Here is a 23,112-nt window from a genome sequence, read left to right as displayed (position 1 = left end):
CACCGCTGGGGGCGGCGCCGTCGTCAGTGCAACGACGGCGCCGCAGCCCGGGCACGCCACAGCGACGGCGGCATCCCGGCGTGGCGGCGGAAAGCGCGGCTGAAGCCTTCGTCCGAGCCGTAGCCCAGGGCGCGAGAGGTTTCCGAGACGGATGCACCCGACTCGAGCATGTCCTTGGCGTGCTGCATCCGGATCTCGGCGACGTACCCCGCGGGGGAACGGCCGTATGCTCGCCTGAACCGCGCGGCGAAGACCGTTCGCGACATCGCGCTGAGGCTCGCGAGCTGATCGATGGTCCAGTCGCGGCCCGGGTCGGCGGCGACGGCTTCCGCGGCACGGCGGAGGAATGGGTCGATTGCCGGGTCAGGCCAGGCGGAGGTACCGCCGGTCGGAGCCGCCCAGGCGCGGATGGCCGCGAGCAGGACGGTTTTGATGATCATCTGACAGACGATCGTCTCTCCGGATCGCCCCGAGGGTGTGCCGGTGCCGAGGTGACTGACGAGCGCAGCGGCCGCGGGCTCGATCTCGCTGAAGCCGTCGACGAAGACGAACGGCGGCAGCGGCGTCACGGCGGCGAGGGAGACGTCGGCCGGGACGACCGTCAGCTCTGCGCCCGACTGCGACGTCAGGGAGATCGCGAGGCGCCCGAGGCTCAGGAAGGCATCGCCGGCGAGAAGCGTGCGTGGTCCCGAGGCCGCGCCTGCGTCGGCCGCCCCCGCGACGGTGCAGCTCGTGCCGGATGCCGGATCCCCGGTGATCTCGCCAGACAGTACGTAGACCAGGGTGGCATCGCCGGTGCCGAGTTGCAGTGATGTGCCCGGGTCGAGGCGTGCCCCGTGGGCCGTGCCCGGACGGATCTCGAGGGATGCCAGGGCTTGTTCGAGCGCGATCACGTTTCCCACAACGCCATCCCCCGCGGCCTCATTCCGCCGCGCGCTCCCGCGCCAGAACGTACCGTCGCCGCGAGAACGCACCTGACGCGGCGCGTTCTCGCGGCGAGGGTGCGTCCTCGCCCCGCCGCCGCCGCCCGCCTCGGGCTCAGCCGAGCGTGACGCCGGTGATCGTGACCGGAGTCGCGGGCGCGCCGTCGGCAGCGCCGCCCTCGGCACCGGCCGCGGCCACCTCGCGCACGACGGCGAGGCCCGCCTCGTCGAGCGTGCCGAAGACGGTGTACTTGGCGGGCAGCGGGGTGTCCTCGTACACGAGGAAGAACTGCGAGCCGTTCGTGTTCGGTCCGGCGTTGGCCATCGCGACCGTTCCGGCCGGGTAGGTCTCGCTGCCGTCGAGCTCGTCGGCGTAGTTGTATCCGGGGCCACCGCGGCCGGTTCCCGACGGGTCGCCGCACTGCAGCACGAAGATCCCCGAGGTGGTGAGGCGGTGGCAGGGCGAGTCGTTGTAGTACCCCTGCTCGGCGAGCGACACGAAGCTGCCCACCGTGCAGGGCGTGCGCTCGGCATCCAGGGTCATGGGGATGTCGCCGGCCGACGTCTGCAGGACGGCCGAGACCTGACCCGTCACCTCCGACTCGGCGGGCGGGAGCTGCACGTCGCGCACGCCGCCAGCAGCCTCGACGTAGGCGCACGCGCCCTCCGGGACGGTCTCGGCGGTCGGCATCGTGTCGGGCTCGGCTGGCGTGGGCGACGATGCGCATCCGGCGAGAGCGAGAGCCGACAGGACGAGGAGGGCGGAACCGAGGCGAGCGCGCATGATCAGAGCCTACGGTCTCGGATGCCGCCTGCCGGGCACCGGAATCGACGCGATTCGGTAGCGGGAGCGAGGCCCGGATGCCGGACCTGGCCAGCACGCGCTGCGAGTGGCACGATCGGACCGTGATGCTCGCGTCGCGGGCCGCGGAAGGGGTGGCGATGGGTGACAACACGGCGGGCGGTGCCGGGTTCTCCGACGAGGAGAAGGCCGCGATGAAGCAGCGGGCCGAGGAGCTGCGTTCGACGAAGGGGCTGAAGGGTGCCGCGAAGCTCGCGAAGGAGCTCGAGGCGTGCATGGAGGCGATCGACGCGCTCGCGGGGATCGACGGCGAGGTCGCCCGCATGGTCCACCGGATCGTCTCGGAGGAGGCATCCGACCTCGACCCGAAGACGTTCTACGGATTCCCCGCCTATGCGCGCGCCGGCAAGGTCGTCATCTTCGTGCAGCCCAAGTCGAAGTTCGACACCCGCTATCCGACGCTGAATTTCGACGAGACGGCCTCGCTCGATGACGGGGCGATGTGGCCGACGTCGTTCGCGATCGTCGAGGTCACTCCGGAGGTCGAGCGTCGCGTGCGGGATCTGGTTCGCGCTGCGATCGACTGACCCGCGGGCGTCCGGGCTCCGGGGCGGGCGAGAGCGGGATCGCCCGCGGTTCTCGCGTCGCCGCGATCGCGATGACCGTCAGCAGAGCGGGCACGGCGAGGCCGAGCAACGATCCCGCGGCTACGTCGTGCAGATAGTGGGCGCCTTCGAACAGCCGCCCCGAGAAGACGATGAGCGCCGCGGCCGCGGCCATCCACGTCGCCCACGCCCGGCGTGCGGCGACAGCGATGACCCAGACCGCCCCCATCGCGAGCACGGCGTGGTTCGAGGGGAAGGAGTAGTCCGTGGCGTCGCAGGCGGTCAGCGCAGTCCATCGGGTGCACGGGCGGGCCTGCATGAGGGCCACCTTGACCATCTCGCTGGTGGCGTAGGCGATGACCACTCCGCCGGCCGCGGCGATCGAGATGATGCGGCGCCGTGACCCGCCCCGCAGCGCGACCGCCAGTGCCACGACCGTGCCGACGGCGAGGAGCGACAGGAAGCCGTCCGAGAGGTAAGCGGTCGCCGGCAGCGCGAGTCCGGCGGTCATCGCCTCGCGCGTCACCAGGACGCTGAGACTCGCGCCCCACCAGGGAATGATCAGCGCGGCTGCCGCGACCAGGGCGACAGCGGACACAGGCAGTATCGAGGAACGGGGTACGGCGGTGCTCACCTCAGCCACGCTAGGAAACGCCGCGTCGCGCGGCATCCGCTTTCAGGCGGTCTCGCATCCTCCCCGAGGTGTATTCCTCGCTCAGGAGAGCAGCGCCTCCGCTCGCAGGGTGAGCGCGATCGCGACGAGCGTCGACAGCAGTCCGGAGGCCAGCAGCAGACCCGGATGCGCGAGCCCGATCACGATCTGGCGCGTACGCGGCGCATCGGCGAGGAAGTGCTCGGGGATGCGGTGGCGCGTGGGCACCGCTGACCAGCCCCGCAATCGCACGAGGTAGCCCGCATAGCGGATGATCAGCACGCAGTACAGCAGGACGGTCACCGGCGGAACGATGCGCGCGAAGAGGTCGGCTGCGGTGAGCCAGGCCGTCTCGATGTTCGTGCCGCTCTCGTCGGCGAGCTGAACGGCGATCGCGCCGCCGATCACGACCGAGCCCAACCAGAACACGAAAGCGCTGAAGAGAGCGAGGAAGCGTGCGAAGAAGTGGGTCAGGATCGACGGTTCGTACTCCAGGTGCGATCTCGGGGTCTGCGACAGCACGATGAGCGTCGCTACCAGCGGCGGAAGCGCCGCGGTGAGGGTGAGGGTCGCGCGCAGCCAGTGCGGTCCGCCGAGGAGGTCGCACACGATGAGCAGGGCCACCACGGCCATCATCCACACCAGGCCGAGCGCTGTCGGGTGCGAGGTCACGAACGAGGGATGATGCTCCTCCAGCCGGGCCCCGGCTCGCTCGACGAGGCGCCGTCCCCGATCATTCGTCGTCACGGGTGGATGCTATCGCCGGTGACGCCCGGTGACGGCCACGTGGTGGCGTCGGAGGCCTTCGATGTGGCGCTCCAGCTTGCAAGGAGACGGAGGCGGTCGGCTGTTTCCGATCCTGGTTCGGCGCCGTAGATGATCAGGTTCTGACCGGGGTCGGCCGGCAGCGGAATGGATTCGAATGTCAGGCGGAGATCGCCGACGACGGGATGCCGGATGGATTTGACGCCGGCGTCGTGAGTGCGGACGTCATGGGATCGCCACAGTGCCCGGAACTCGGGGCTGTCGCGGTTGAGGTCGTCGATGAGGTGTTGCAGGTCTCGGTTCAGCGGATCGGTGCCGAGTTCACGCCGCAGGTTCGCGACCAGATTCGCCGCGGCGGTGCCCCACTCGATGAAGAACTCTTGCGCGCCCGGGTTGAGGAACGTGTAGCGCGCGATGTTCGGGGTGTCGTTCGGTGCATCGTCGTAGAGGGGCGAGTAGGTCGCGCGTCCGAGGGTGTTCGCGGCGATGAGGTCGCGGGTGACGGTCCCCACGAACGCGGGTGATTCGCCGCTGAGGCCGTCGAGGATGCGCTGCACGGCGGGTCGCACGAGAGACCGTATGGGGCGCGAGACGGTTCGCAGAGAGGCGGTGGTGCCGGTCAGGTGGAACAGGTGATCGCGTTCAGTGCGCGTGAGTTGCAGCGCGCGGGCGACGGCGTCGAGCACGGACTCGGAAACGAGGCCCACCGCTCCGCGTTCGAGCTTGGTGTAGTAGTCGACGCTCACCCCGGCGAGGATCGCCACTTCTTCCCGCCGAAGTCCCGCGACCCGACGGTTCCCGCCATACGCGGGGAGCTTGGCTTGCTCGGGCGTGATCCGTGCCCGCCGCGACACGAGGAACTCGCGTAACTCGCTTCCGGTATCCATGTTCCGAGGCTACGACCGGCCCGGAACATGAGGGTGGTTCTGGGAGGGCCTGTATCGCCCCGCGCCCCGGCCTTTGACTGACCTCATGGCCACCATCCGCAACGTCACGCTGAACAATGGCGTCGAGATGCCCTCGCTGGGCTTCGGCGTCTACCAGATCCCCGCCGAAGACACCGAGCGCGCCGTCATCGACGCGATCCACGCGGGTTACCGCCTGATCGACACCGCAGCCAGCTACGGCAACGAGGAAGCTGTCGGCCGCGGCATCGCCGCCAGCGGCATCCCCCGGGAAGAACTCTTCATCACGACGAAGCTCTGGATCCAGAAACGCGGCGAGCACGGCACCTTCGAAGCGTTCGAAGCCTCGATGATCAAGCTCGGCCTCGACTACCTCGACCTGTACCTGATCCATCAGCCCTTCGGTGACTATTACGGCGAATGGCGAGCCATGGAACAGCTGCACCACGACAGCCGTGTTCGCGCGATCGGTGTCTCCAACTTCGCTCCCGACCGGCTCGTCGACCTCATCCAGTTCAGCGATACCGTGCCCGCGGTGAATCAGATGGAGACGAACCCCTTCCATCAGCAGTCCGACTACCGGGAACTTCTCACCAGCGAAGGTGTCGTGCTCCAAGCGTGGGCGCCTTTCGCAGAAGGGAGGAACGGCCTGTTCACCAATCCGGTGCTGACCGAGATCGGTGAGCAGTACGACAGATCACCCGCGCAGGTCGTCCTGCGCTGGTTGCTCCAGCGCGGCGTCGCGTCGCTCGCGAAGTCGGTCAAGCCCGAACGAATGCGGCAGAACATCGACGTCCTCAGCTTCGATCTCGCCGCCGAGGACATGGAGCGCATTGCGACACTCGACGCCGGTCAGTCGCAGTTCTTCTCCCACGCCGACCCCGAGATGGTCCGCTGGCTCGCCGGGCGCGCCGAGCGCTGAGAACGATCTGTCAGACCCGTTCGGCTTGGAGGAGTGTCTGCAGCAGTGATCGTGCTCGTGCGTGTCTGCTGCGAGCGAACCGGCGTGGTCCTTCACCAACTGAGCGACCCGCTCGTCGTTCGTCACAGCGGGTTCAGGCGCCCCCGTCAATGCAACTCTCCCGTGCAGTCGGTGTCACTGCCGACACCACCGTCGCCGGGGAGGATGTACTCGTCCGCGCCAGCGAAGATCACATTCTGCGCCGCCCCGAAGAATGGCGCGAAGTCACCGGCTCTCGACGTAGTTCATCTCGCCGTTGAAGAGCTCGATCGAGCAGGAGACCTCACGGCCGGTGTCGGTGACGTACGAGATGGGGATCTCGAAATCGGGGATCATTCGCGGGTCGGTGCCGGCTATGGACGCGAGTGCGATCCCCGGGAGGGCGAGCACGGGCACCGCCACCCACGACAGGCGACGGACACGCCGTCGCCGCGTCGCGTGAACACGAGCCGCGACCCCCACGCGCTCGATTTCAGCTGCGACCATTCCGTCCGTTGATGCGCGGTGCGGGGCACTTGCCCGCAGCAGGTCATCGATCGATGTGTCCATGGCGTCCTCCTAGATGCTCACCACGTACATGGCCGGCACTCGTCCGAACGTTGCACGACAGCGGAAAGTCAGAGCAGAAGGAGCCGAGCAGGCTGGTGGTGTCGCCCGGTGGCCGCGCGACGGCACCGTCAGAGCGTAGAGCCACCAATACCCAGCGAGTGGAAGTGAGGCCCCCGTACCGCCAACGAGCCCGGCCGGCACTTCAGCGTTTCCGCAGGTGCGCGACGAGCTCCCCGGCGTGGGTCAGCTGCGGGTGGTGCCCGGCATGCGCGATCTCGATCATCTCGACGTTCGGCTGTGAGCGCAGTCGGTCGATCATGGCCGACGTCAGCGGGTCGTTGCTGCCCGTGATGATCCGGACGGGGCCATCGAAGCGGAGGAGTGCCGCGACCAGTTCACCGCGCCACTGCTGCGACCGCGCACGGCCGAGATGGTCGGCGACCGAAGCAGCGGAACGGCGGCGAAGATCCGTCGCACTGGAGACGAGCACCGCGGCGCTGGTCGTCGATCCCGTCAGCCGGCGCGAGAGCCGACTCGGCGTCACGTGTTTCAGATAGGCGCGCGACAACCATTTCGGGAGGGACGCTGTTCCCTTCGCCTCCTGCAAGAAGAACGGCGCCACGAGCGTCAGCGATGACACGCCAGCACGCCAACGGTCCGCTGCGACGACCGCAGCAGCCGCGCCGATCGAGTGGCCCACGATATGGGTGTAGCGCCCCGCGAGGACTGCGGGCAGCCATCGCTCCCAATCGTCGATCCCGGAGCCGCCGCTGAGGCCCAGCCCCGGGAGATCTACCGCGCGAGCGCCGATGGTGCGCGCCACCTCGGCCCACGTGTCGGCGTTGAGGGGGAGACCGGGGAAGATCACCCGAGGGGAGTCCGGCGCTCCGAGCTCGAACGTCCGCGTGCGGTCGTAGACGGTGAATCGCCGGTCGGCGGAAACCGCCTGGCCGAAGCGGCCCGCCGCAAGATGGTCGACCCACCGCTCGAGAGAAGACCCGACGTCGGGCATCCGGATGCTGTGCCGCGCCGCGAGATGCTTCGCCGAGTCGGTTGGGTAGTGGTCGGAGGAAAGGAACGTCAGAGTCTCGGGATCGACGCCGCTGATGCTGCGCGGGAGCTTCTTGATGATCGACGTCGGAACGCGCAGTCGTGGGACGCGCGCACCGAGGTGGCGACCGGCGTCCGTGAGCAGGTCCGCGAGAGGCGGCGTGTCGTCGTCGAGCACCCAGTACGACTGCCCGCTCGCCGCAGCATCGACAGCCGCGGCAGCCATGAACGCGGCCAGATAGTCGACGGTCACAACCGGAAGGAACGTCTCGCGGTCGCCGGGCAGCGCGGCCGAGGTGCCATCCCAGAGCTGCCCGATCGTCGTTGCGAGGCCGATCAGCTGATCCGATTCCCCTGTCACGCTGTCGCCGATAACACTGGAGGGGTTCACGACCGTCCACGGGATGCCGTGGTCGTTGGCGCGAGCCTGGAAGATCGCGTCCGATTCCACCTTCGAAGCCTCGTACGCGCCGAGTTCCCGATAGATGGTGGTGCGGTGGTCGTCGCTCCATGGCACCGACGACGGGTCCTGCCCCCCGACGCGGTAGCCCGAGATGTGCACGATCCGGCGGAGACCGGAGATCTCGGCACCAAGGTCGACCACCTTCTCGACGATGCCGACGTTCGCTCGTCGCGCCTCATCCGCGCTCATCCCGAAGCGATACGACCCGGCGCAGTTGTGGATCTCGGTCACGTCGGCAAGTGACGACGCGCCGGCGGAGACGATCTGGTCCGAGTCGAAGTCGACGATCGCCGTGCGGATGCCGCTCGTCACACCTCTCGCAGTGAGCCACTGCTCGACCCGGGCCGCTGATCCGGCGCTCCGCACGCCTGCGGTGACCGTTGCCCCCGCTGCTGCCAGGGTGGCCGTGAGGTGTCTTCCGATCAAGCCGGATGCCCCGAGGACGAGCGCATGGCGAGGGGCCGGGACGAGAGCCGGTCCGGCGGCCGTCACCGCGCGACCGCAGTCGACTGAAGGCGCTGATCGATGAGCTGGCTCACGATGTCAGCGGCCGCGGCGAGGGGCTCAGCGCTTCGCAAAGCCCGGGCCACGATGACAGCTCCCTCGATGGTCGACACGATGACGGTCGCGAGCGAACGAGCCGCGTCGGCGCCGAGTCCGCCGTTCTCGAGAAGGCGTGCAACGGGAGTGATCCAGGATTCGAAGGCGGTTGCGCACGCCTGACGCAGCCGGTCGCTGTTGGCGCCCATCTCCAGGGTGACGACGGAGACCGGGCACCCGAGCTGGAAGTCGCTCTCCACGACGATCGACGCGAGGGCTTCGATCGTCGATCGTGCGGCGGCTGCGGGGCCACCGGCTGTCGCCGCAGCTTCAGCGATGAGAGTTTCGAACTGCGCCCTGGCGAGGTCGACCGCTGCTGCCCCGAGCGCTTCCTTACCCTCCGGGAAGTGGAAGTAGACCGATCCGCGGGGCGCGCCCGCGTGGTCGATCACGGCGTTGAGACCGGTTCCGCTGTAACCGTTGGTCTGAATGAGCTCGAGCATCGAAGCTGCGAGTCGGGCCTTGGTGAGGTCTCCTTTGGATGGCATACGTTCAATATAGACCGATCTACATATTTTGGTGTGCGCACCGCGGATGAGCCGGCGACTCCCCAGCGGGTAAGGAGTAGCCTGGGTGTGTGAGTACCGTCCGTCTGCCGATGCCCTCTGGGCGTGAGGGGGTCTCCGGCGCGCACAGCGCCGGCGGCACAGGCGCGGCATCCTTCGTCTTCCTCGCCGGTTGATCCGGCGCGCGTCGCGTCGACCCATGTCCGCGATGCGCTCTCCCGGTCCCGGGCGACGACTCCGTCGTTCCGGGATGATCCGCTCACGACCGTCCGCTCGCCGTCTCTTCATGGCGTGATGCGACGGTGGTGCGCGAACGCGTACTCAGACAGGACCCTTCATGTTCGCTCTCACCGCGAAGTCCATTCGCTCCTCCTTCGTCAACGTCTCGCTCCGCGAGCGCAACTCGCTCGTCGTCCCCGCCGATCTCGGGGACGTCGACTGGTCGACCCGTGACTACTACGGGTGGCGCGACCCCAAGACCCCGCTGCTCGGCTTCGTCGTCGCCGAGGTCGACGGGCAGGCCGTCGGCCTGCAGCTGCGACAGGCCGACCAGGCCACGCGCACCCGTCCGCAGTGCTCATGGTGCTGCGACGTCACCCTCCCCAATGAGGTCGTCTTCTTTGCCGCGAAGCGGGCGGGCAAGGCCGGTCGCGCGGGCAATACCGTCGGGACGCTGCTGTGCTCGGGGTTCGAGTGCTCGCGGAACGTCCGCCGCCTCGACCCGCCGCCCTACCTCGGGTTCGATGCCGCAGCAGCGCGCGATCGCCGTATCGCGATGCTGCAGACCAACGTCGACGCGTTCTTCCGCGACCTGCGCGACAGGGCCTGACCTGCGCGACGGGACTTGCGCGACGGCCACGCCGCTCCCGCAGTTCAGGCCGTCGTCGCGATGTCCGCAAGCATCGCGTCGGCGGCCAGCGTGTCGAGCGAGAGCCCGAGGCTCGTGGCGACAGCGGCGACGGTCGCGAACGACGGGGTCGCGAGGCGACCGGTCTCGATCTTCCGCAGCGTCTCGGGCGATACCCCGGCGGCCGCGGCGACGTCCGTGATCGACCTGTCGCCCCGCGCTCGCCGGAGGTGTGCGCCGAGGCGACGGCCGCGCTCGACGGCTTCGGGCGTGAGCGCGCGACGGACCATCATGCGCTCATCGTACCGGTATAGTTTGACCGGTATTTTTATACCGGAGGAGCCAGCGATGATCGAGATCTTCACACCGCGCGAGGTGGACCGCGCCCGCGAGACGGGAGCCATCGTCGGCGGCATCCTCCGCGACATCCGTTCCCGGGTGCAGGTGGGCACGAACCTGCTCGAGATCGACGAGTGGACGCGCGAGCTCATCGCCGAGAGTGGCGCGGAGTCCTGTTACGTCGACTACGCCCCGTCTTTCGGGCGGGGTCCCTTCGGCCATTACATCTGCACAGCCGTCAACGATGCGGTGCTCCACGGGATGCCGCACGACTACCGCCTCGCGGACGGCGACCTCCTCACCCTCGACCTCGCCGTCATCAAGAACGGCCTCGCCGCCGACGCGGCCATCAGCTTCGTCGTCGGCGACCGGCGCCCGGAGGGGGCTGAGGCACTGATCGACGCGACCGAGCGTGCCCTCGCGGCCGGGATCGAGGTCGCACGCGCGGGCAACCGGGTGGGCGACATCTCGCGCGCGATCGGCAACGTGCTCTCCGGTGCCGGGTACTCCATCAACACGGAGTTCGGTGGACACAGCATCGGGTCGGTGATGCACGGCGACCTCCACATCCCCAACACCGGGAGGCCCGGGCGGGGCTACATCCTGCGACCGGGGCTGCTCATCGCGATCGAGCCGTGGGTCATGGAAGACACGAACGTGCTCGTGACCGATGCGGACGGCTGGACGCTCCGCAGTTCGACCGGATGCCTCACCGCGCACACCGAGCACACGATCGCCATCACCGACGGGGCGGCGGAGATCCTCACTCTGCCGCGATGACCTGAGCCGGCAGGGCGCGGGCGCGACGTCGGGTGACCCATACGGTGCCGAAGCCGACGACGACGAAGGCGATCGCGATGACCACGACATACGCCGCGACCATGCCCCAGCCTCCCGGGTTGTCGGGGTTCAGGAACGGATAGGGGTACCAGTGGGGCTCGCCCGTCGTGGGATTGGTCACCAGCGGGCCGCGGATCAGCGTGTAGGCGACCCACAGTAGTGGGAAGGCGATCACGACCCACACGACCTGCCAGCGGACCGCGCGGCGCCGGGTGCCGATCAGAAGATCGAGCACGAGGAAGATCGGGCCGATCAGGTGCAGCACCTCGTTCGACCACGGCACCGGCTCGGATCCCTGCGGAAGCGTGATCCCGCGCAGGAGTGCGTTGTAGACGACCCCGGTGATGACCATGTACGTCGTCGCACAGGCGAGCGCGGCGGAGAGCCCCAGCGACGATCGCGCCTCGGCGGGGCGAGTGAGCGAGCGGACTCCCGCCGTCGCGAGGACCACCGCTGCGATGACGTTCGAGAGGATCGTGAAGAAGCTGAAGAAGTTCGCGAACACCGTCGCGACATCGCCTCCGGTCTCGGCCGTGCGAGTCAGCGACACCGTGAGTTGGGTGATGACCGCGGCAAGGATGACGATCGCCATCCCCAACCGCAGAAGCGACCACACCGTCGCCTGCCTCGAGCTCTGCACGAGGGCACACTATCGCTCGCGGAGCTCACGTGAACGCATGTGGCGGCGGTGCGGGATGCCGCGTCGGGTCGCGGCTAGCGTCGCGATGCGGCATCCGTGGGCATGGATCGGCTCTTCTGTGCGTTGGGTCCCACGGCGACCGCGGCGAACGCGACCCGCGGTGCGCGTGAGAGGACGAACCTGATGACCATCACCACCCCTCCTGTTCTGGGAGACTCCGACGTTCGCGACAACGCCGCGTGGCATTCGCTGACCGGGGCGCACGCGCACCTCGCCATCGGCGACGATCTCGTCCGCCGGTATCCCGACGACGTCGCCGGCTTCGTGGGCGTCCGCACGTGGGACGACCCCGCGGTGTGGGATTCGCTCGCGAGCGTGGTGGGCTCGGGTAACGAGTTCAGCATCAGCACGCCCCTGCGCGCGGATGCGACCGGCGCCGGCGCCGGCAGCGCCGAGCCGGAACTGCCCGAGGGCTGGGTCCGCACGTTCGGTGGAGCAGGAGTGCAGCTCGTCGAGACGGACCGTCTGCGCCCGCGGCCGGATGACGAGGCGATCGAGCTCGGAGAGGCGGATGTCGCCGACATGCTCGCACTCGTCGAGCGCAACCGGCCCGGTCCCTTCCGCCCGCGCACCTACCTTCTCGGTCGGTACATCGGCATCCGGCGCGACGGCCGGCTGATCGCCATGGCGGGCGAACGGTTGCAGCCGGGGGAGTGGACCGAGATCAGCGCGGTCGCGACAGACGAGGCGTACCGCCGGCAGGGGCTGGCGTCGAGGCTGGTGCTCGATGTGGCGTTCCACATCCAGCAGCGAGGTGGACGCGCGATGATGCATGCCGCGGCATCGAACGTCAACGCGATCGCCGGTTACGAGAAACTCGGATTCGAGCTGCGGCAAAAGACGAACTTCACGGGCGTGCGGGTCCCCTGAAGCGGCGGGTCTCGTGACTGGGCGGGTCTCGTGACTGGGCGGGTCTCGGGCTCAGCGCGTCTCGTAACCCGGTGATTCCTCCCCAGGGAGTGGCTTGATCGAGTTTTGCAGTTCGCATCTTTGTTCGACGGTAATGTCTGACCCGACTGCCACAATAGGAACATGTCAGCGAACATGGGTGGTGGTGCGGGTGGGCTCGTCGGCTCGCCGCACGGCCCTGCGATCGCGGCATACCGTGAGGCGCTCGCGCTGGTGCATCACGCGGATATCGCATCGGTGCGGGCCCTGGCCGAGTTGGGGCGGTCAGCGCTTCGTGAGGCGCGCCGCGACGGGGTGCGTGGGATGGCGTCGGACATGGAACTGCGGTCGGTCGCGGCCGAAGCGGCCGGGCTGGCGCGGCGCATCGACCGGCGGCTGCAGGCCGACATCGACCACGCGTTGACGATCGTCGATGACTACCCGGCCGTGTTCGCGGCGTGGGAGCAGCGGCGGATCACCCGTGACCACGTCGACGTGGTCGTGAAAGCGGCGACCGGGCTGCCGGGCGAGGTGCGGGGAGAGTTCGAGACCGCCGCGATCGCGATATGCGAGCGCGACATCGCCACCCGGGTCACACCCGCCCTGCGCGCCCTGGCAGAACGGCTCCACGAACGCACCTTCACCGATCGGCACCGAGAAGCCGCCGCGGGGCGGTGCGTGCGGGTCCTGCACGGGGTGGATGGAATGTCCGACGTCATCGCGACCGTCCCGACCGTCATCGCGGTGGGGATACTCGACCGACTCACCCAGATGGGCCAATCCGTGAAAGACGCCCGGGCAGAAGGTGCCGCCGCGGGCGGAGCCGATGCCGCGGGCACGGATGAACCGTCTGACACGCGAACGATGGATCAGCTGCGCGCCGACATCCTCGGCGACCTCGTCCTCAGCGGAGCACCCGTGGTCGACCCCACCCACGGGACCGACCGGGCCGGCGGGCTCGGAGCGATCCGCGCACGCGTGCAGGTCGCCGTCACGGCCGAGACTCTGATGGGTTCGGACGAGCACCCGGCTGAGACGGTGAGTGCCGGGTTGATCGATTCCGACACCGCCCGGCAGCTCGCCGGACAGGTCTCCGAGTGGGACCGACTCTTCATCGATCCCGTCACCCGCACCCCGGTCGAGATCGACACGTACCGGCCCACCACGGCGATGAAGAAGCTCCTCGCCGCCCGTGACCAGCACTGCCGGTTCCCCGGATGCCGCCGGGCCGCGATCCGTTGTGAACTCGACCACACCATCGACTACGCCCTCGGCGGCCACACCCATATCTACAACCTCGCCCACGTATGCCAGCGACACCACTCGATGAAGCAATTCACCCGGTGGGAAGTACGACAGGTCGGCGGCGGGGTCCTCGAATGGACCTCACCCCTGGGGCGGGTCTACCGCGAAGACGCACCTGTGCCCGCGGTCTGCTTCACCACCGAAACCGCCGACACCGACGATCCACCACCGGGCGGTCGAACTGCCGGAGCACCGCCACACGAACCGCCACCCTTCTGAGGGCTGCTGGGCGTGTGCGGTGCGGCGATGCTCGCATCCCTCTGACATGCGCGCGGACGCTGTGCGAGGGTCGAGGGGAGGAAAGGGTCGCGTCGAGATGAATGACCGGATTGCTGACGGGCTGCGTGCCCGGGATCGGGAGACCCTGGTTCCCCGATCCAGGCGGTGGCTCGCTGTCGCGGCATTCGCGGGCGTTGTTTCCCTCGTTCCCGCGAGCCTCGTCGACTGCAGCGCTGTTCCTGCTCGACGTCCTGACGTAGCGGGACCCGTCCGCGTGCGGTGCGTCGTCAGCTCTTCGCGCCAGCGAATGCCAGTGTGCCCCCGAGGCCGATCATCATGACTCCGCCCGTCCCGGCGAGCGTCGACATGCGCCGCGGCGAGGTGGCGAACCACGCACGAGCGCTACCCGCCGCCAGAGCCCACATGCTGTCGCACACGACGGCGAGCACCTGGAAGAGGAGGCCGAGCGCGAGGAGCTGCATCCAGATCGGTCCGGCGCCGGGGGCGACGAACTGCGGCAGCACCGCCACGAAGAACGCGATCGTCTTCGGGTTGGTCATGCCGACGATGAACCCTTGAGTGAGCAGACGCGTCGGCGAGGTCCGTTCGTTCCCCGACCCGTGGATGCCCGCGTGGCGATGGCGGATCGCCTGCACGCCCAACCACACCAGGTAGGCGGCTCCCGCGATCTTGATCACGGTGAACGCGGCGACCGACGACGCGACGATCGCGCCGACGCCGAACGCCACCGCGATCACGGCGGGCACGGTGCCGAGAGCATTGCCGACGACGCTGAGCACCCCAGCGCGACGCCCCAACGCGATCGACCGCCCGATGACGAACAGCACGCTCGGCCCAGGGATCACGATGATGACGACCGCGGTGAGCAGAAAAGCCAGCAGGTTCTCGAACGGGATCACGAGCGAACGCTACTCCGTCGATGTTTCAGTCATGCGGCGGACGCTCGCCCGACCCGCGCTGCACCAGCGACGTCGCGATCTCGACGCGTCGCGGCGGTGCCGTCGGGCGATCGATCCGATCGATGGCCAGCAGCGCGGCTGCGCGCCCGAGCGCGTGCGCATCGTGCGCGACGACGGAGATCCCCAGCATCTCGGCGAGCTCGAAATCATCGAAGCCGATCAGTGCGCACGGCGACTCGAGGTCGCGCAGCGCCTGCAACGTCGCTGTCGTCGCCCGGTTGTTCCCCGTCACGATCGCGGTCGGCGGATCGCTCGAGCGCATCAGCTCGACGACGGCGTCACGCGTGCTCGCCGTCGGGTCGTCGCCGAGGACCAACCAGCGGTCGGTCTCGCTCACCCCGGCCTCCGCGAGCGCGTCGCGGTATCCGGCCAACCGCTCGCGAACCGTGTGCACCGAGGCGGGATTCGCGACGAACGCGATCCGGCGATGCCCGCGAGCGGTCAGCGACCGCACGGCCTCGGCCATCCCGGCGCGGTTGGTGAGCAGGACCGTGTCGGAGAGCAGGTTCTCGAGCGGTCGGTCGACGCCGACGATCGGTGTGCCGAAGTGCCGCTCCGCTTCGAGATACGACTGATCGTCGGCGACGGGGATCAGCAGCAGCGCGCGCACGCCCTGCGACAGCACAGCATCCACCACGCGGCGCTCCGTCTCAGGCGAATCATCCGTCGTCGCCAGCAGCATCGTGTACCCGTGCTGCGCCAGCTCGTACTCGATACCGCCGGCCACGGTGAAGTAGAAAGGGTTCTGAATATCGCCGATCACGAACCCCACGGTGTTGGTCACCCCGCCGCGGCGCAGATCCCGCGCGACGCGGTTCGGGCGGAATCGCAGACGTTCGGCGGCATCCATCACCCGCGCGCGTGTGTCTGCCCGCACCTGGTCCGACCCATGGAACACGCGCGAGACGGTCTTCGCGCTCACCCCGGCGAGCCGGGCGACGTCCTGGATCGTTGCCCGCGTCGGATTCGGCATCCTCGCTCCCTCCGATGACAACGATAGACATTCTATCTGCGGGGCGATGCTTCACACATCGCGGGGCGGGGCGTAGAGTGACGTCGCTCGATGACAACGTTGACATCCGATGAGCTGGGGCAGAGGAGCTTTGGTGATCGAATCAGAATCCGGCGAGCCCGGGCGGGCCCTGCTCGAGATGCGCTCCATCACGAAACGGTTCCCCGGCGTCATCGCCCTCGCCGACGTGTCGCTCACGGTGCAGGCCGGTGAGATCCACGCGATCTGCGGCGAGAACGGCGCCGGTAAATCGACCCTCATGAAAGTGCTCTCGGGTGTCTACCCGTACGGGACCTACGAAGGCGACATCGTCTTCGACGGGCAGACCGCCCAGTTCCGCGACATCCGGGCGAGCGAGGATGCCGGCATCGCGATCATCCATCAGGAGCTCGCGCTCATCCCCGAACTCTCGATCGCGGAGAACATCTTCGTCGGCAACGAGATCGCCCGATTCGGGCGCATCAACTGGGACGCCTCGCGAGCCCGGGCGCGCGAACTGCTCGAACGGGTCGGCCTCCGGGACGACCCGGCTACGCCCATCAAACAGCTCGGTGTCGGCAAGCAGCAGCTCGTCGAGATCGCGAAGGCCCTCTCGAAGAACGTCAAGCTGCTCATCCTCGACGAGCCGACCGCCGCGTTGAACGAGAACGATTCGCAGCACCTGCTCGGCCTCATCACCGATCTGCGCGACCGCGGCGTCACCTCGATCATCATCAGTCACAAGCTCAACGAGATCGCCCAGATCGCCGACTCGATCACGATCATCCGCGACGGCCGGACGATCGAGACGCTCGACGTCCACGCGGGCGACGTCGACGAGGACCGCATCATCCGCGGCATGGTGGGACGCTCGCTCGAGAACCGGTTCCCGCCGCGCGACGTGAGAATCGGCGAGGTCTTCTTCGAGGTTCGCGACTGGACGGTGCGGCATCCGCTCAACGCCGACCGCCTGGTCGCGAAATCGTCGCACCTCACCGTCCGCCGCGGCGAGGTCGTCGGGCTCGCCGGACTCATGGGCGCCGGCCGCACCGAACTCGCGATGAGCCTGTTCGGCCGCTCGTACGGCTTCTACGAAGGCGGCCAGATCCTGATCGACGGCAAGCCCGTCACGCTCAAGGACGTGCCCGCGGCGATCTCGCACGGTCTCGCCTACGTCAGCGAGGACCGCAAGGTGCTCGGGCTCAATCTGCTCGATCCGATCCGACGGTCGGTGGTCTCGGCGAAGCTGCGGAAGATCGCGCCACACGGTGTGCTGCGCAAAGACGAGGAGAGAGCGGTCGCCGACGACTACCGGGGGAGGCTGCGCATCAAGACGTCGAACGTCGACAACGGCGTCTCGAAACTCTCGGGTGGCAACCAGCAGAAGGTCGTGCTCGCCAAATGGATGTTCACCGACCCCGACCTGCTCATCCTCGACGAGCCCACCCGCGGCATCGACGTCGGGGCGAAGTACGAGATCTATTCGATCATCAACGACCTCGCCGCGCAGGGAAAAGGCGTGCTGCTCATCTCGAGCGAGCTGCCGGAGCTTCTGGGCATGGCCGACCGCATCTACACGGTCTTCGAGGGTCGCATCACCGACGAGATCGACGCGCGCGGAGCCACACCCGAAGAACTGATGCGGAGCATGACCGCTGACCGTGGAAAGAAAGTGACCGCATGACTCAGCCCGACACCGCCCCCGTCCGCACCGGCGGGCTGGCCGACATCCGCAAAGCGTTCGGCAGCGGACAATCCACTCTGCGGCAGTTCGGCATCCTCGGATCGCTCGTGCTGATCATCCTCGTGTTCCAGATCTGGACGAACGGTCTGACCCTGTCGTCGGGCAACCTCATCAACGCGATCAACCAGAACTCCTACATCCTGATCCTCGCGATCGGCATGGTGATGGTCATCATCATGGGGCACATCGACCTGTCGGTCGGGTCGGTCGCCGCCTTCACCGGCATCGTGGTGGCGAAATCAATGGCCGACTGGAACCTCCCATCGTCGCTCGCGATCGTGCTCGGCCTCGTCGTCGGCGTGCTCATCGGAGCGTGGCAGGGATTCTGGGTCGCCTACATCGGAGTGCCGGCGTTCATCGTCACCCTCGCGGGGATGCTGATCTTCCGGGGGCTGAACCAGATCGTCGGGCAGTCGACCACGCTCGCCGTACCCGCCGACTTCCAGGTGATCGGCGCGGGGTACCTGCCCGAGCTCCCCTTCATCCCGCTGCCGTTCAACGTGCTGACGCTCGCACTCGGCGTCCTCGGAGCGCTGTGGATCGTCGTCAACGAGATCCGCCTGCGCCGGCGCCAGGCCAAGACCGGCGCCGAATCCGCCCCGCTGTGGGTCTCGATCCTCAAGGTCGTCGTCGTGGGTGGCGTCATCCTCATCGCCGCGTACTTGTTCGCCACGGGGCGGCCGGGCACCGGTTTCCCGATCTCGGGCGTCATCCTCGTCGCCCTCGTCATCCTGTACTCGTTCATCACCAACAACACGACCTTCGGCCGACGCATCTACGCGGTCGGCGGCAACCGTCTCGCCGCGACGCTCTCAGGGGTGAAGGACCGCCGCGTCGACTTCTTCGTGATGATGAACATGTCGGTGCTGGCCTCGCTCGCGGGCATGATCTTCGTCGCCCGCTCGGGTGCCTCCGGGCCGCAGGACGGCAACGGGTGGGAGCTCGACGCGATCGCGGCCGTGTTCATCGGCGGCGCCGCGGTCTCGGGCGGCATCGGAACGGTCATCGGCGCCATCATCGGTGGACTCGTGATGGCCTTCCTCAACAACGGCCTGCAGCTCGTCGGCACCGGCGCCGACCTCGTGTCGGTCATCAAGGGCCTCGTGCTGCTGTTCGCCGTCGGCATCGACGTGCTGAGCAAGGCGACCGGGCGCCCGTCGATCATCGGCCTCTGGTCGGCGCGACGCCGTGCCCGAGCCGACGTCCCCACACCTCCGACTGTCTTGCCGACCGCCGGAACCAATGAGACCAGTCAGCCCGTCGATGCCGGTCGTCGATGACGACACCGCTCGCTGATGGCTCTCCGCACCGAAGAAAAGAGATGAATGCAATGAAGAAGATCGCTCTCGCCGTCACCGCACTCGCGGTCACGGCGCTGGCCCTGTCGGCGTGCTCCAATGCGCGCACCGACGCGGGCGCCGGCGGCGACGCCTCCGCTGCGGCGGGCTTCGCGGCCGACGCGACGATCGGCGTCGCTCTGCCCGACAAGACCAGCGAGAACTGGGTGCTCGCGGGCGACCTGTTCACGAAGGACCTCGAGGCCGCCGGCTTCAAGGCCGACGTGCAGTACGCGCCGGCATCGAACACGGTCGCCGAACAGCAGAACCAGATCTCCGCGATGATCACCAACGGTGCGAAGGTCATCGTCATCGGCGCGAAGGACGGCAAGCAGCTCGGGACCCAGCTGCAGCAGGCCGCCGACGCCGGCGTGATGATCATCGCCTACGACCGGCTGCTCGAGAACAGCGAGAACGTCGACTACTACGTCGCGTTCGACAACTTCAAGGTCGGACAGCTGCAGGGGCAGGCGCTGCTCGACGGGCTCGAGGCGCGGTCGGGTCATGGCGCGCCGTGGAACATCGAGCTGTTCTCGGGCTCGCCCGACGACGCGAACTCGGCCGTGTTCTTCAACGGTGCGATGGACGTGCTGCAGCCGAAGATCGATGACGGCACGCTCGTCGTGAAGTCGGGCCAGACCGAGATCGCGCAGACCGCGACTCAGGGCTGGAAGGCCGAGAACGCTCAGAGCCGCATGGACTCGATCCTCACCTCGACCTACAGCAGCGACACGCTCGACGGTGTGCTCTCGCCGAACGACACCCTGGCCCGAGCCATCCTCACCTCGGTGAAGCAGGCCGGGAAGGATGTCGCGACCTTCACGGTCACCGGTCAGGACTCCGAGGTCGAGTCGGTGAAGTCGATCATGGCCGGCGAGCAGTACTCGACCATCAACAAGGACACCGCCCTGCTCGTCGAGCAGACGGTCAAGATGATCGGCCAGCTGCAGCAGGGCGAGGATGCCGATGTCAACGACACCGAGCAGTACGACAACGGTGTGAAGGTCGTTCCCGCGTACCTGCTCGAGCCCGTGATCGTCACGAAGGAGAACGCCGCCGAGGCGTACGCCAACGTGCCGAGCCTCCTCGAGATCGTGCAGGCGGCGCAATAACCCGCAGCGTTCTCGGAACCGGCCCCCAGCCCTCTCGGCTGGGGGCCGGTTCTCTGTGTTACGCCGTATCTCCGCGCGTGTCGTCGTGTGAGCAGCCGCCACGACACCGGTGTCTTCCGCGGCCTACTGTCGGGCGATCCGCTGCATCCGCGCCGTTCCGAGGAGACCCGAATGACCGACACCGTCTCGCGCGTCGACCCCGCCGTCGGCGATCCCGCGCCCGCCACGCGGCGCGTCGACCTCGGCGACATCCCCGTCGTCCGCACGCGGCACTGGTTCCGCTGGGCGATCGCCGCGATCGTCGTGTTCGTCGTCGCGCAGTTCCTGTGGTCGCTCGTGACGAACGAGAACTACGAGTGGGACTACTTCGCGCAGTACTTCTTCTCCGACCCGGTACTGCAGGGCCTCGGCCTCACCCTCGTGTACACGGGGGTGTCGGCGACCATCGGGTTCCTCCTCGGCACGGTGCTCGCCCTCGCGCGGCTGGCGAAGTCGCCGCTGCTGAACGCCGCGGCGTGGAGCTTCATCTGGTTCTTCCGCTCGGTTCCCCTCGTCGTGCAGCTGGTCGTCTGGTACAACCTCGGGTACCTGTATCCGACGCTCGGACTGGGCACCCCGTTCACGACCGACTTCTGGATCGTGGAGTTCCCCACCGTCCAGCTCATCAGCGCGTTCGCGGCAGGGGTGCTCGGCCTGAGCCTGCACCAGGCGGCGTACTCCGCCGAGATCATCCGCGGCGGCCTGCTCTCGGTCGACCAGGGCCAGCTCGAGGCGGCCGCGGCGCTCGGCATCCCGCCGCGTCGCCGGCTCAGCCGCATCGTGCTGCCGCAGGCCATGCGATCGATCATCCCCAACGCCACCAACGAGGTGATCGGTCTCGTGAAGGGCACCTCGGTGCTGTTCGTCATCGCGATCCCCGAGCTGTTCTACGCGGTGCAGGTGATCTACAACCGCAACAGTCGCGTCATCCCGCTGCTGCTCGTCGCGGTCGTCTGGTACACGATCATCACCACAGTGCTCAGCATCCTGCAGTACTACATCGAGCGCCATTACGCGCGGGGGTCGGTGCGGGTTCTGCCCCCCACCCCCGTGCAGCGTGCGCGCCACTGGGTCGCCGTGCAGTGGGCCCGCCTCGGCGACGACACGCCGGCGCCGGCACCCCGCCCACTCGCCTCCGGAGGAGAGTCATGACCATCGGTCTCGTCGAGATCCACAACGTCCACAAGAGCTACGGGGGCATCGAGGTGCTCGGCGGCATCGACCTCACGGTGCAGCCGGGCGAGATCGTCGCGATCCTCGGCGCCAGCGGCTCGGGCAAGTCGACGCTGCTGCGCACCATCAACCACCTCGAGACGGTCGACCGTGGATCGGTCACGGTCGACGGCGAGTTCATCGGCTACGAGCAGCGCAACGGCAAGCTCTACGAGCTGCGAGAGAAGGCCGTGCTCGAGCGGCGTACCCAGATCGGGATCGTCTTCCAGAACTTCAACCTCTTCCCTCACCTCACGGCGCTCGAGAACGTCACCGAGGCGCCCATCGCCCTCGGCCGGCTGTCGAAGGACGACGCCCGCGAGCTCGCGATCGGCCTGCTCGACCGCGTGGGTCTCGGCGACAAGGCCGGCCATTACCCGCGTCAGCTCTCGGGCGGTCAGCAGCAACGCGTCGCGATCGCCCGCGCCCTGGCCCTCAAGCCCAAGGTGATCCTGTTCGACGAGCCGACGAGCGCGCTCGACCCCGAACTCGTCGGTGAGGTGCTCGACGTCATCCGCGACCTCGCGCAGCTGGGCACGACCCTCATCATCGTCACCCACGAGATCGGCTTCGCCCGCGAGGTCGCCGACCGCGTCGTCTTCCTCGACGGTGGCCGGATCATCGAGCAGGGTCCGCCGACCGAGGTGCTCGTCGCGCCGAAGCACCCGCGCGTGCAGGAGTTCCTCGCCAAGGTCCTCGCCTGACCTTCCCCGTCCCGTTCCGCCCCACCACACCCTTCGAGAAAGACCCACAGCATGACCATCAGCAAGAAGCAGAGCATCGCCGCCGGACTCGGCGTCGTCGCGGTCGCGGCGATCGTCGGCGGCATCGTCACCGCCGTGAACCTCAACCGACCCGCCGAGGCCGAGGCTGCGGCGCCCGCGGCCACCACGGCGAACGTCGCGACCGACGACATCCACTGGGTGCACCTCGACGAGCCCGTCGCCGAGGCCGTCGCGGCCCTCGAGGCGAGCGGCTTCGAGCCTGTCGAAGAGGGGAAGCTCACCGTCGCCCACTCCGCTTACCTGCCTCCGCTCGGCTACATTCCGGAGGGTGAGACCGGCGCCGCGGGCACCGAGCCGAACATCGGCTCGCTGGTCGCCGAGGCGCTCGGCCTCGAGTACAACCCGGTGGTCGTCGCGTGGGCCGACTGGCCCCTCGGCATCCAGTCGGGTAAGTACGACCTCATCACCTCGAACGTCACCGTCACCGAAGAGCGCAAGGAGCTCTACGACTTCGCGAGTTACCGCGAAGACCTGCTCGGCTTCTACGTCCGCGCCGACAGCGACATCGACAGAATCGAGGAGGCCGCCGACATCTCGGGTCTGAGAATCGTGGTCGGCTCGGGCACCAACCAGGAGCAGGTGCTGCTCGCCTGGAACGACGAGCTCGAGGCGGCCGGCGAGGCCCCGGCCGAGCTGCAGTACTACGACGACAACGCCGCGGCCGTCCTCGCGCTGCAGTCCGGGCGCGTCGACGCCACCTTCGGGCCCAACGCCACCTCGGCCTGGTCGGCGCGCGAGACCGGCGACACCAAGCTGGTCGGCCTCGTGCCGGGCGGCTGGCCGCAGACCGCAAACATCGCCGCCGCGACCGCGAAGGGCAACGGCCTCATCGAGCCGGTGTCGATCGCGATCAACGCCATCATCGAGGGCGGCCAGTACGCCGAGGTCCTCGAAACCTGGGGGCTCGAGTCGGAACGCGTCGAGAAGAGCGAGATCAACCCTCCCGGCCTTCCGGCGTCGTGAATGGGTATGCGTCGTGAACGGGTCTCGGTG

Annotated in this window: 24 protein-coding genes; 12 read left to right on the top strand and 12 right to left on the bottom strand. The window is 68.2% G+C overall.

Going from position 1 to position 23,112, the window contains the following annotated elements; translation table 11 throughout:
* Nucleotides 1-23 precede the first annotated feature (23 nt).
* Together DEU36_RS09110 and DEU36_RS09105 are read right to left on the bottom strand one after the other, a co-directional pair.
* The gene (locus DEU36_RS09110) at nucleotides 24-902 is read right to left on the bottom strand and encodes a helix-turn-helix transcriptional regulator (RefSeq protein ID WP_120263865.1); all 879 of its coding nucleotides are present in this window, start codon (nucleotides 900-902) and stop codon (nucleotides 24-26) included.
* Nucleotides 903-1,038: 136 nt separating this feature from the next.
* A complete protein-coding gene (locus DEU36_RS09105; protein WP_120263864.1) occupies nucleotides 1,039-1,707 on the bottom strand; it encodes a peptidylprolyl isomerase in 669 nt (222 codons plus the stop codon).
* Between the two features lie 158 nt (nucleotides 1,708-1,865).
* Here DEU36_RS09105 and DEU36_RS09100 point away from each other — a divergent pair, with 158 nt between their 5' ends.
* Nucleotides 1,866-2,312, top strand: coding sequence for a hypothetical protein (locus DEU36_RS09100; RefSeq protein WP_120264470.1), 447 nt, complete (start codon nucleotides 1,866-1,868; stop codon nucleotides 2,310-2,312).
* On the opposite strand, the gene DEU36_RS09095 is transcribed toward DEU36_RS09100, so the two are convergent.
* The 3 genes from DEU36_RS09095 to DEU36_RS09085 all read right to left on the bottom strand — a co-directional run bounded on the left by DEU36_RS09095 (nucleotide 2,257) and on the right by DEU36_RS09085 (nucleotide 4,634).
* The gene (locus DEU36_RS09095; RefSeq protein WP_183045327.1) at nucleotides 2,257-2,964 is read right to left on the bottom strand and encodes a phosphatase PAP2 family protein; all 708 of its coding nucleotides are present in this window, start codon (nucleotides 2,962-2,964) and stop codon (nucleotides 2,257-2,259) included. The two genes, DEU36_RS09100 and DEU36_RS09095, sit on opposite strands and share 56 nt — an antisense overlap.
* A gap of 81 nt (nucleotides 2,965-3,045) precedes the next feature.
* On the bottom strand, nucleotides 3,046-3,729 hold the full coding sequence (locus DEU36_RS09090; protein ID WP_120263862.1) for a hypothetical protein: 684 nt from the start codon (nucleotides 3,727-3,729) through the stop codon (nucleotides 3,046-3,048).
* A complete protein-coding gene (locus DEU36_RS09085) occupies nucleotides 3,726-4,634 on the bottom strand; it encodes a helix-turn-helix transcriptional regulator (RefSeq protein WP_120263861.1) in 909 nt (302 codons plus the stop codon). The genes DEU36_RS09090 and DEU36_RS09085 overlap by 4 nt, the downstream gene beginning before the upstream one ends.
* A 94-nt stretch (nucleotides 4,635-4,728) precedes the next feature.
* On the opposite strand from DEU36_RS09085, the gene DEU36_RS09080 reads away from it, so the two are divergent.
* On the top strand, nucleotides 4,729-5,574 hold the full coding sequence (locus DEU36_RS09080) for an aldo/keto reductase (RefSeq protein ID WP_120264469.1): 846 nt from the start codon (nucleotides 4,729-4,731) through the stop codon (nucleotides 5,572-5,574).
* 264 nt (nucleotides 5,575-5,838) lie between these two features.
* Here the strand turns inward: DEU36_RS09080 and DEU36_RS09075 are convergent, their stop codons facing one another.
* The 3 genes from DEU36_RS09075 to DEU36_RS09065 all read right to left on the bottom strand — a co-directional run bounded on the left by DEU36_RS09075 (nucleotide 5,839) and on the right by DEU36_RS09065 (nucleotide 8,763).
* Nucleotides 5,839-6,162, bottom strand: coding sequence for a hypothetical protein (locus tag DEU36_RS09075; protein WP_120263860.1), 324 nt, complete (start codon nucleotides 6,160-6,162; stop codon nucleotides 5,839-5,841).
* A gap of 202 nt (nucleotides 6,163-6,364) precedes the next feature.
* Complete coding sequence (locus tag DEU36_RS09070; RefSeq protein ID WP_120263859.1) at nucleotides 6,365-8,167, bottom strand: alpha/beta fold hydrolase; 1,803 nt, start codon at nucleotides 8,165-8,167, stop codon at nucleotides 6,365-6,367.
* Nucleotides 8,164-8,763 (bottom strand): TetR/AcrR family transcriptional regulator, encoded by a 600-nt coding sequence (locus DEU36_RS09065; protein WP_120263858.1) that lies wholly within the window; start codon nucleotides 8,761-8,763, stop codon nucleotides 8,164-8,166. The genes DEU36_RS09070 and DEU36_RS09065 overlap by 4 nt, the downstream gene beginning before the upstream one ends.
* A 355-nt stretch (nucleotides 8,764-9,118) precedes the next feature.
* Here DEU36_RS09065 and DEU36_RS09060 point away from each other — a divergent pair, with 355 nt between their 5' ends.
* Nucleotides 9,119-9,610 (top strand): FBP domain-containing protein, encoded by a 492-nt coding sequence (locus tag DEU36_RS09060; protein ID WP_120263857.1) that lies wholly within the window; start codon nucleotides 9,119-9,121, stop codon nucleotides 9,608-9,610.
* A gap of 44 nt (nucleotides 9,611-9,654) precedes the next feature.
* Here DEU36_RS09060 and DEU36_RS09055 read toward each other — a convergent pair whose 3' ends face one another.
* Nucleotides 9,655-9,918 carry a helix-turn-helix domain-containing protein gene (locus tag DEU36_RS09055; RefSeq protein WP_120264468.1) on the bottom strand — a complete coding sequence of 88 codons (264 nt, stop codon included), beginning with the start codon at nucleotides 9,916-9,918 and terminating at the stop codon, nucleotides 9,655-9,657.
* A gap of 58 nt (nucleotides 9,919-9,976) precedes the next feature.
* Between DEU36_RS09055 and map the strand changes: the two genes are divergently transcribed.
* On the top strand, nucleotides 9,977-10,747 hold the full coding sequence (gene map, locus DEU36_RS09050; protein ID WP_120263856.1) for a type I methionyl aminopeptidase: 771 nt from the start codon (nucleotides 9,977-9,979) through the stop codon (nucleotides 10,745-10,747).
* Here map and DEU36_RS09045 read toward each other — a convergent pair.
* Nucleotides 10,731-11,447: a Pr6Pr family membrane protein gene (locus DEU36_RS09045; RefSeq protein WP_259455292.1), complete on the bottom strand. Its 717-nt coding sequence runs from the start codon at nucleotides 11,445-11,447 to the stop codon at nucleotides 10,731-10,733. The genes map and DEU36_RS09045 overlap by 17 nt on opposite strands.
* Before the next feature lie 183 nt (nucleotides 11,448-11,630).
* Here DEU36_RS09045 and DEU36_RS09040 point away from each other — a divergent pair, with 183 nt between their 5' ends.
* Nucleotides 11,631-12,377, top strand: a complete 747-nt coding sequence (locus DEU36_RS09040) for a GNAT family N-acetyltransferase (RefSeq protein WP_120263854.1) — start codon at nucleotides 11,631-11,633, stop codon at nucleotides 12,375-12,377.
* 162 nt (nucleotides 12,378-12,539) lie between these two features.
* On the top strand, nucleotides 12,540-13,919 hold the full coding sequence (locus tag DEU36_RS16110) for an HNH endonuclease signature motif containing protein (protein WP_183045326.1): 1,380 nt from the start codon (nucleotides 12,540-12,542) through the stop codon (nucleotides 13,917-13,919).
* A gap of 287 nt (nucleotides 13,920-14,206) precedes the next feature.
* Here DEU36_RS16110 and DEU36_RS09030 read toward each other — a convergent pair whose 3' ends face one another.
* On the bottom strand, nucleotides 14,207-14,839 hold the full coding sequence (locus DEU36_RS09030; RefSeq protein ID WP_120263853.1) for a LysE family translocator: 633 nt from the start codon (nucleotides 14,837-14,839) through the stop codon (nucleotides 14,207-14,209).
* A gap of 25 nt (nucleotides 14,840-14,864) precedes the next feature.
* Nucleotides 14,865-15,872 (bottom strand): LacI family DNA-binding transcriptional regulator, encoded by a 1,008-nt coding sequence (locus DEU36_RS09025; protein WP_120263852.1) that lies wholly within the window; start codon nucleotides 15,870-15,872, stop codon nucleotides 14,865-14,867.
* 178 nt (nucleotides 15,873-16,050) lie between these two features.
* Here DEU36_RS09025 and mmsA point away from each other — a divergent pair, with 178 nt between their 5' ends.
* The 6 genes from mmsA to DEU36_RS08995 all read left to right on the top strand — a co-directional run bounded on the left by mmsA (nucleotide 16,051) and on the right by DEU36_RS08995 (nucleotide 23,082).
* Nucleotides 16,051-17,574 (top strand): multiple monosaccharide ABC transporter ATP-binding protein, encoded by a 1,524-nt coding sequence (gene mmsA / locus DEU36_RS09020; RefSeq protein ID WP_259455352.1) that lies wholly within the window; start codon nucleotides 16,051-16,053, stop codon nucleotides 17,572-17,574.
* Entirely contained in the window at nucleotides 17,571-18,914 is a 1,344-nt protein-coding gene (gene mmsB / locus DEU36_RS09015; RefSeq protein WP_120263850.1) for a multiple monosaccharide ABC transporter permease, read from the top strand. Before mmsA ends, mmsB begins: the two co-directional genes overlap by 4 nt.
* Before the next feature lie 50 nt (nucleotides 18,915-18,964).
* Nucleotides 18,965-20,083 (top strand): sugar-binding protein, encoded by a 1,119-nt coding sequence (locus DEU36_RS09010; protein ID WP_120263849.1) that lies wholly within the window; start codon nucleotides 18,965-18,967, stop codon nucleotides 20,081-20,083.
* Between the two features lie 171 nt (nucleotides 20,084-20,254).
* Entirely contained in the window at nucleotides 20,255-21,274 is a 1,020-nt protein-coding gene (locus DEU36_RS09005) for an amino acid ABC transporter permease (RefSeq protein ID WP_120263848.1), read from the top strand.
* Nucleotides 21,271-22,038 (top strand): amino acid ABC transporter ATP-binding protein, encoded by a 768-nt coding sequence (locus DEU36_RS09000; RefSeq protein ID WP_120263847.1) that lies wholly within the window; start codon nucleotides 21,271-21,273, stop codon nucleotides 22,036-22,038. Before DEU36_RS09005 ends, DEU36_RS09000 begins: the two co-directional genes overlap by 4 nt.
* A gap of 51 nt (nucleotides 22,039-22,089) precedes the next feature.
* Entirely contained in the window at nucleotides 22,090-23,082 is a 993-nt protein-coding gene (locus tag DEU36_RS08995) for an ABC transporter substrate-binding protein (protein WP_120263846.1), read from the top strand.
* Nucleotides 23,083-23,112 lie beyond the last annotated feature (30 nt).

The organism is Microbacterium sp. AG238, from assembly GCF_003610405.1.
Lineage (GTDB): Bacteria > Actinomycetota > Actinomycetes > Actinomycetales > Microbacteriaceae > Microbacterium.
Note: the sequence above shows the minus strand (reverse complement) of the source record. Positions and strands in the feature narration are given on the sequence as shown.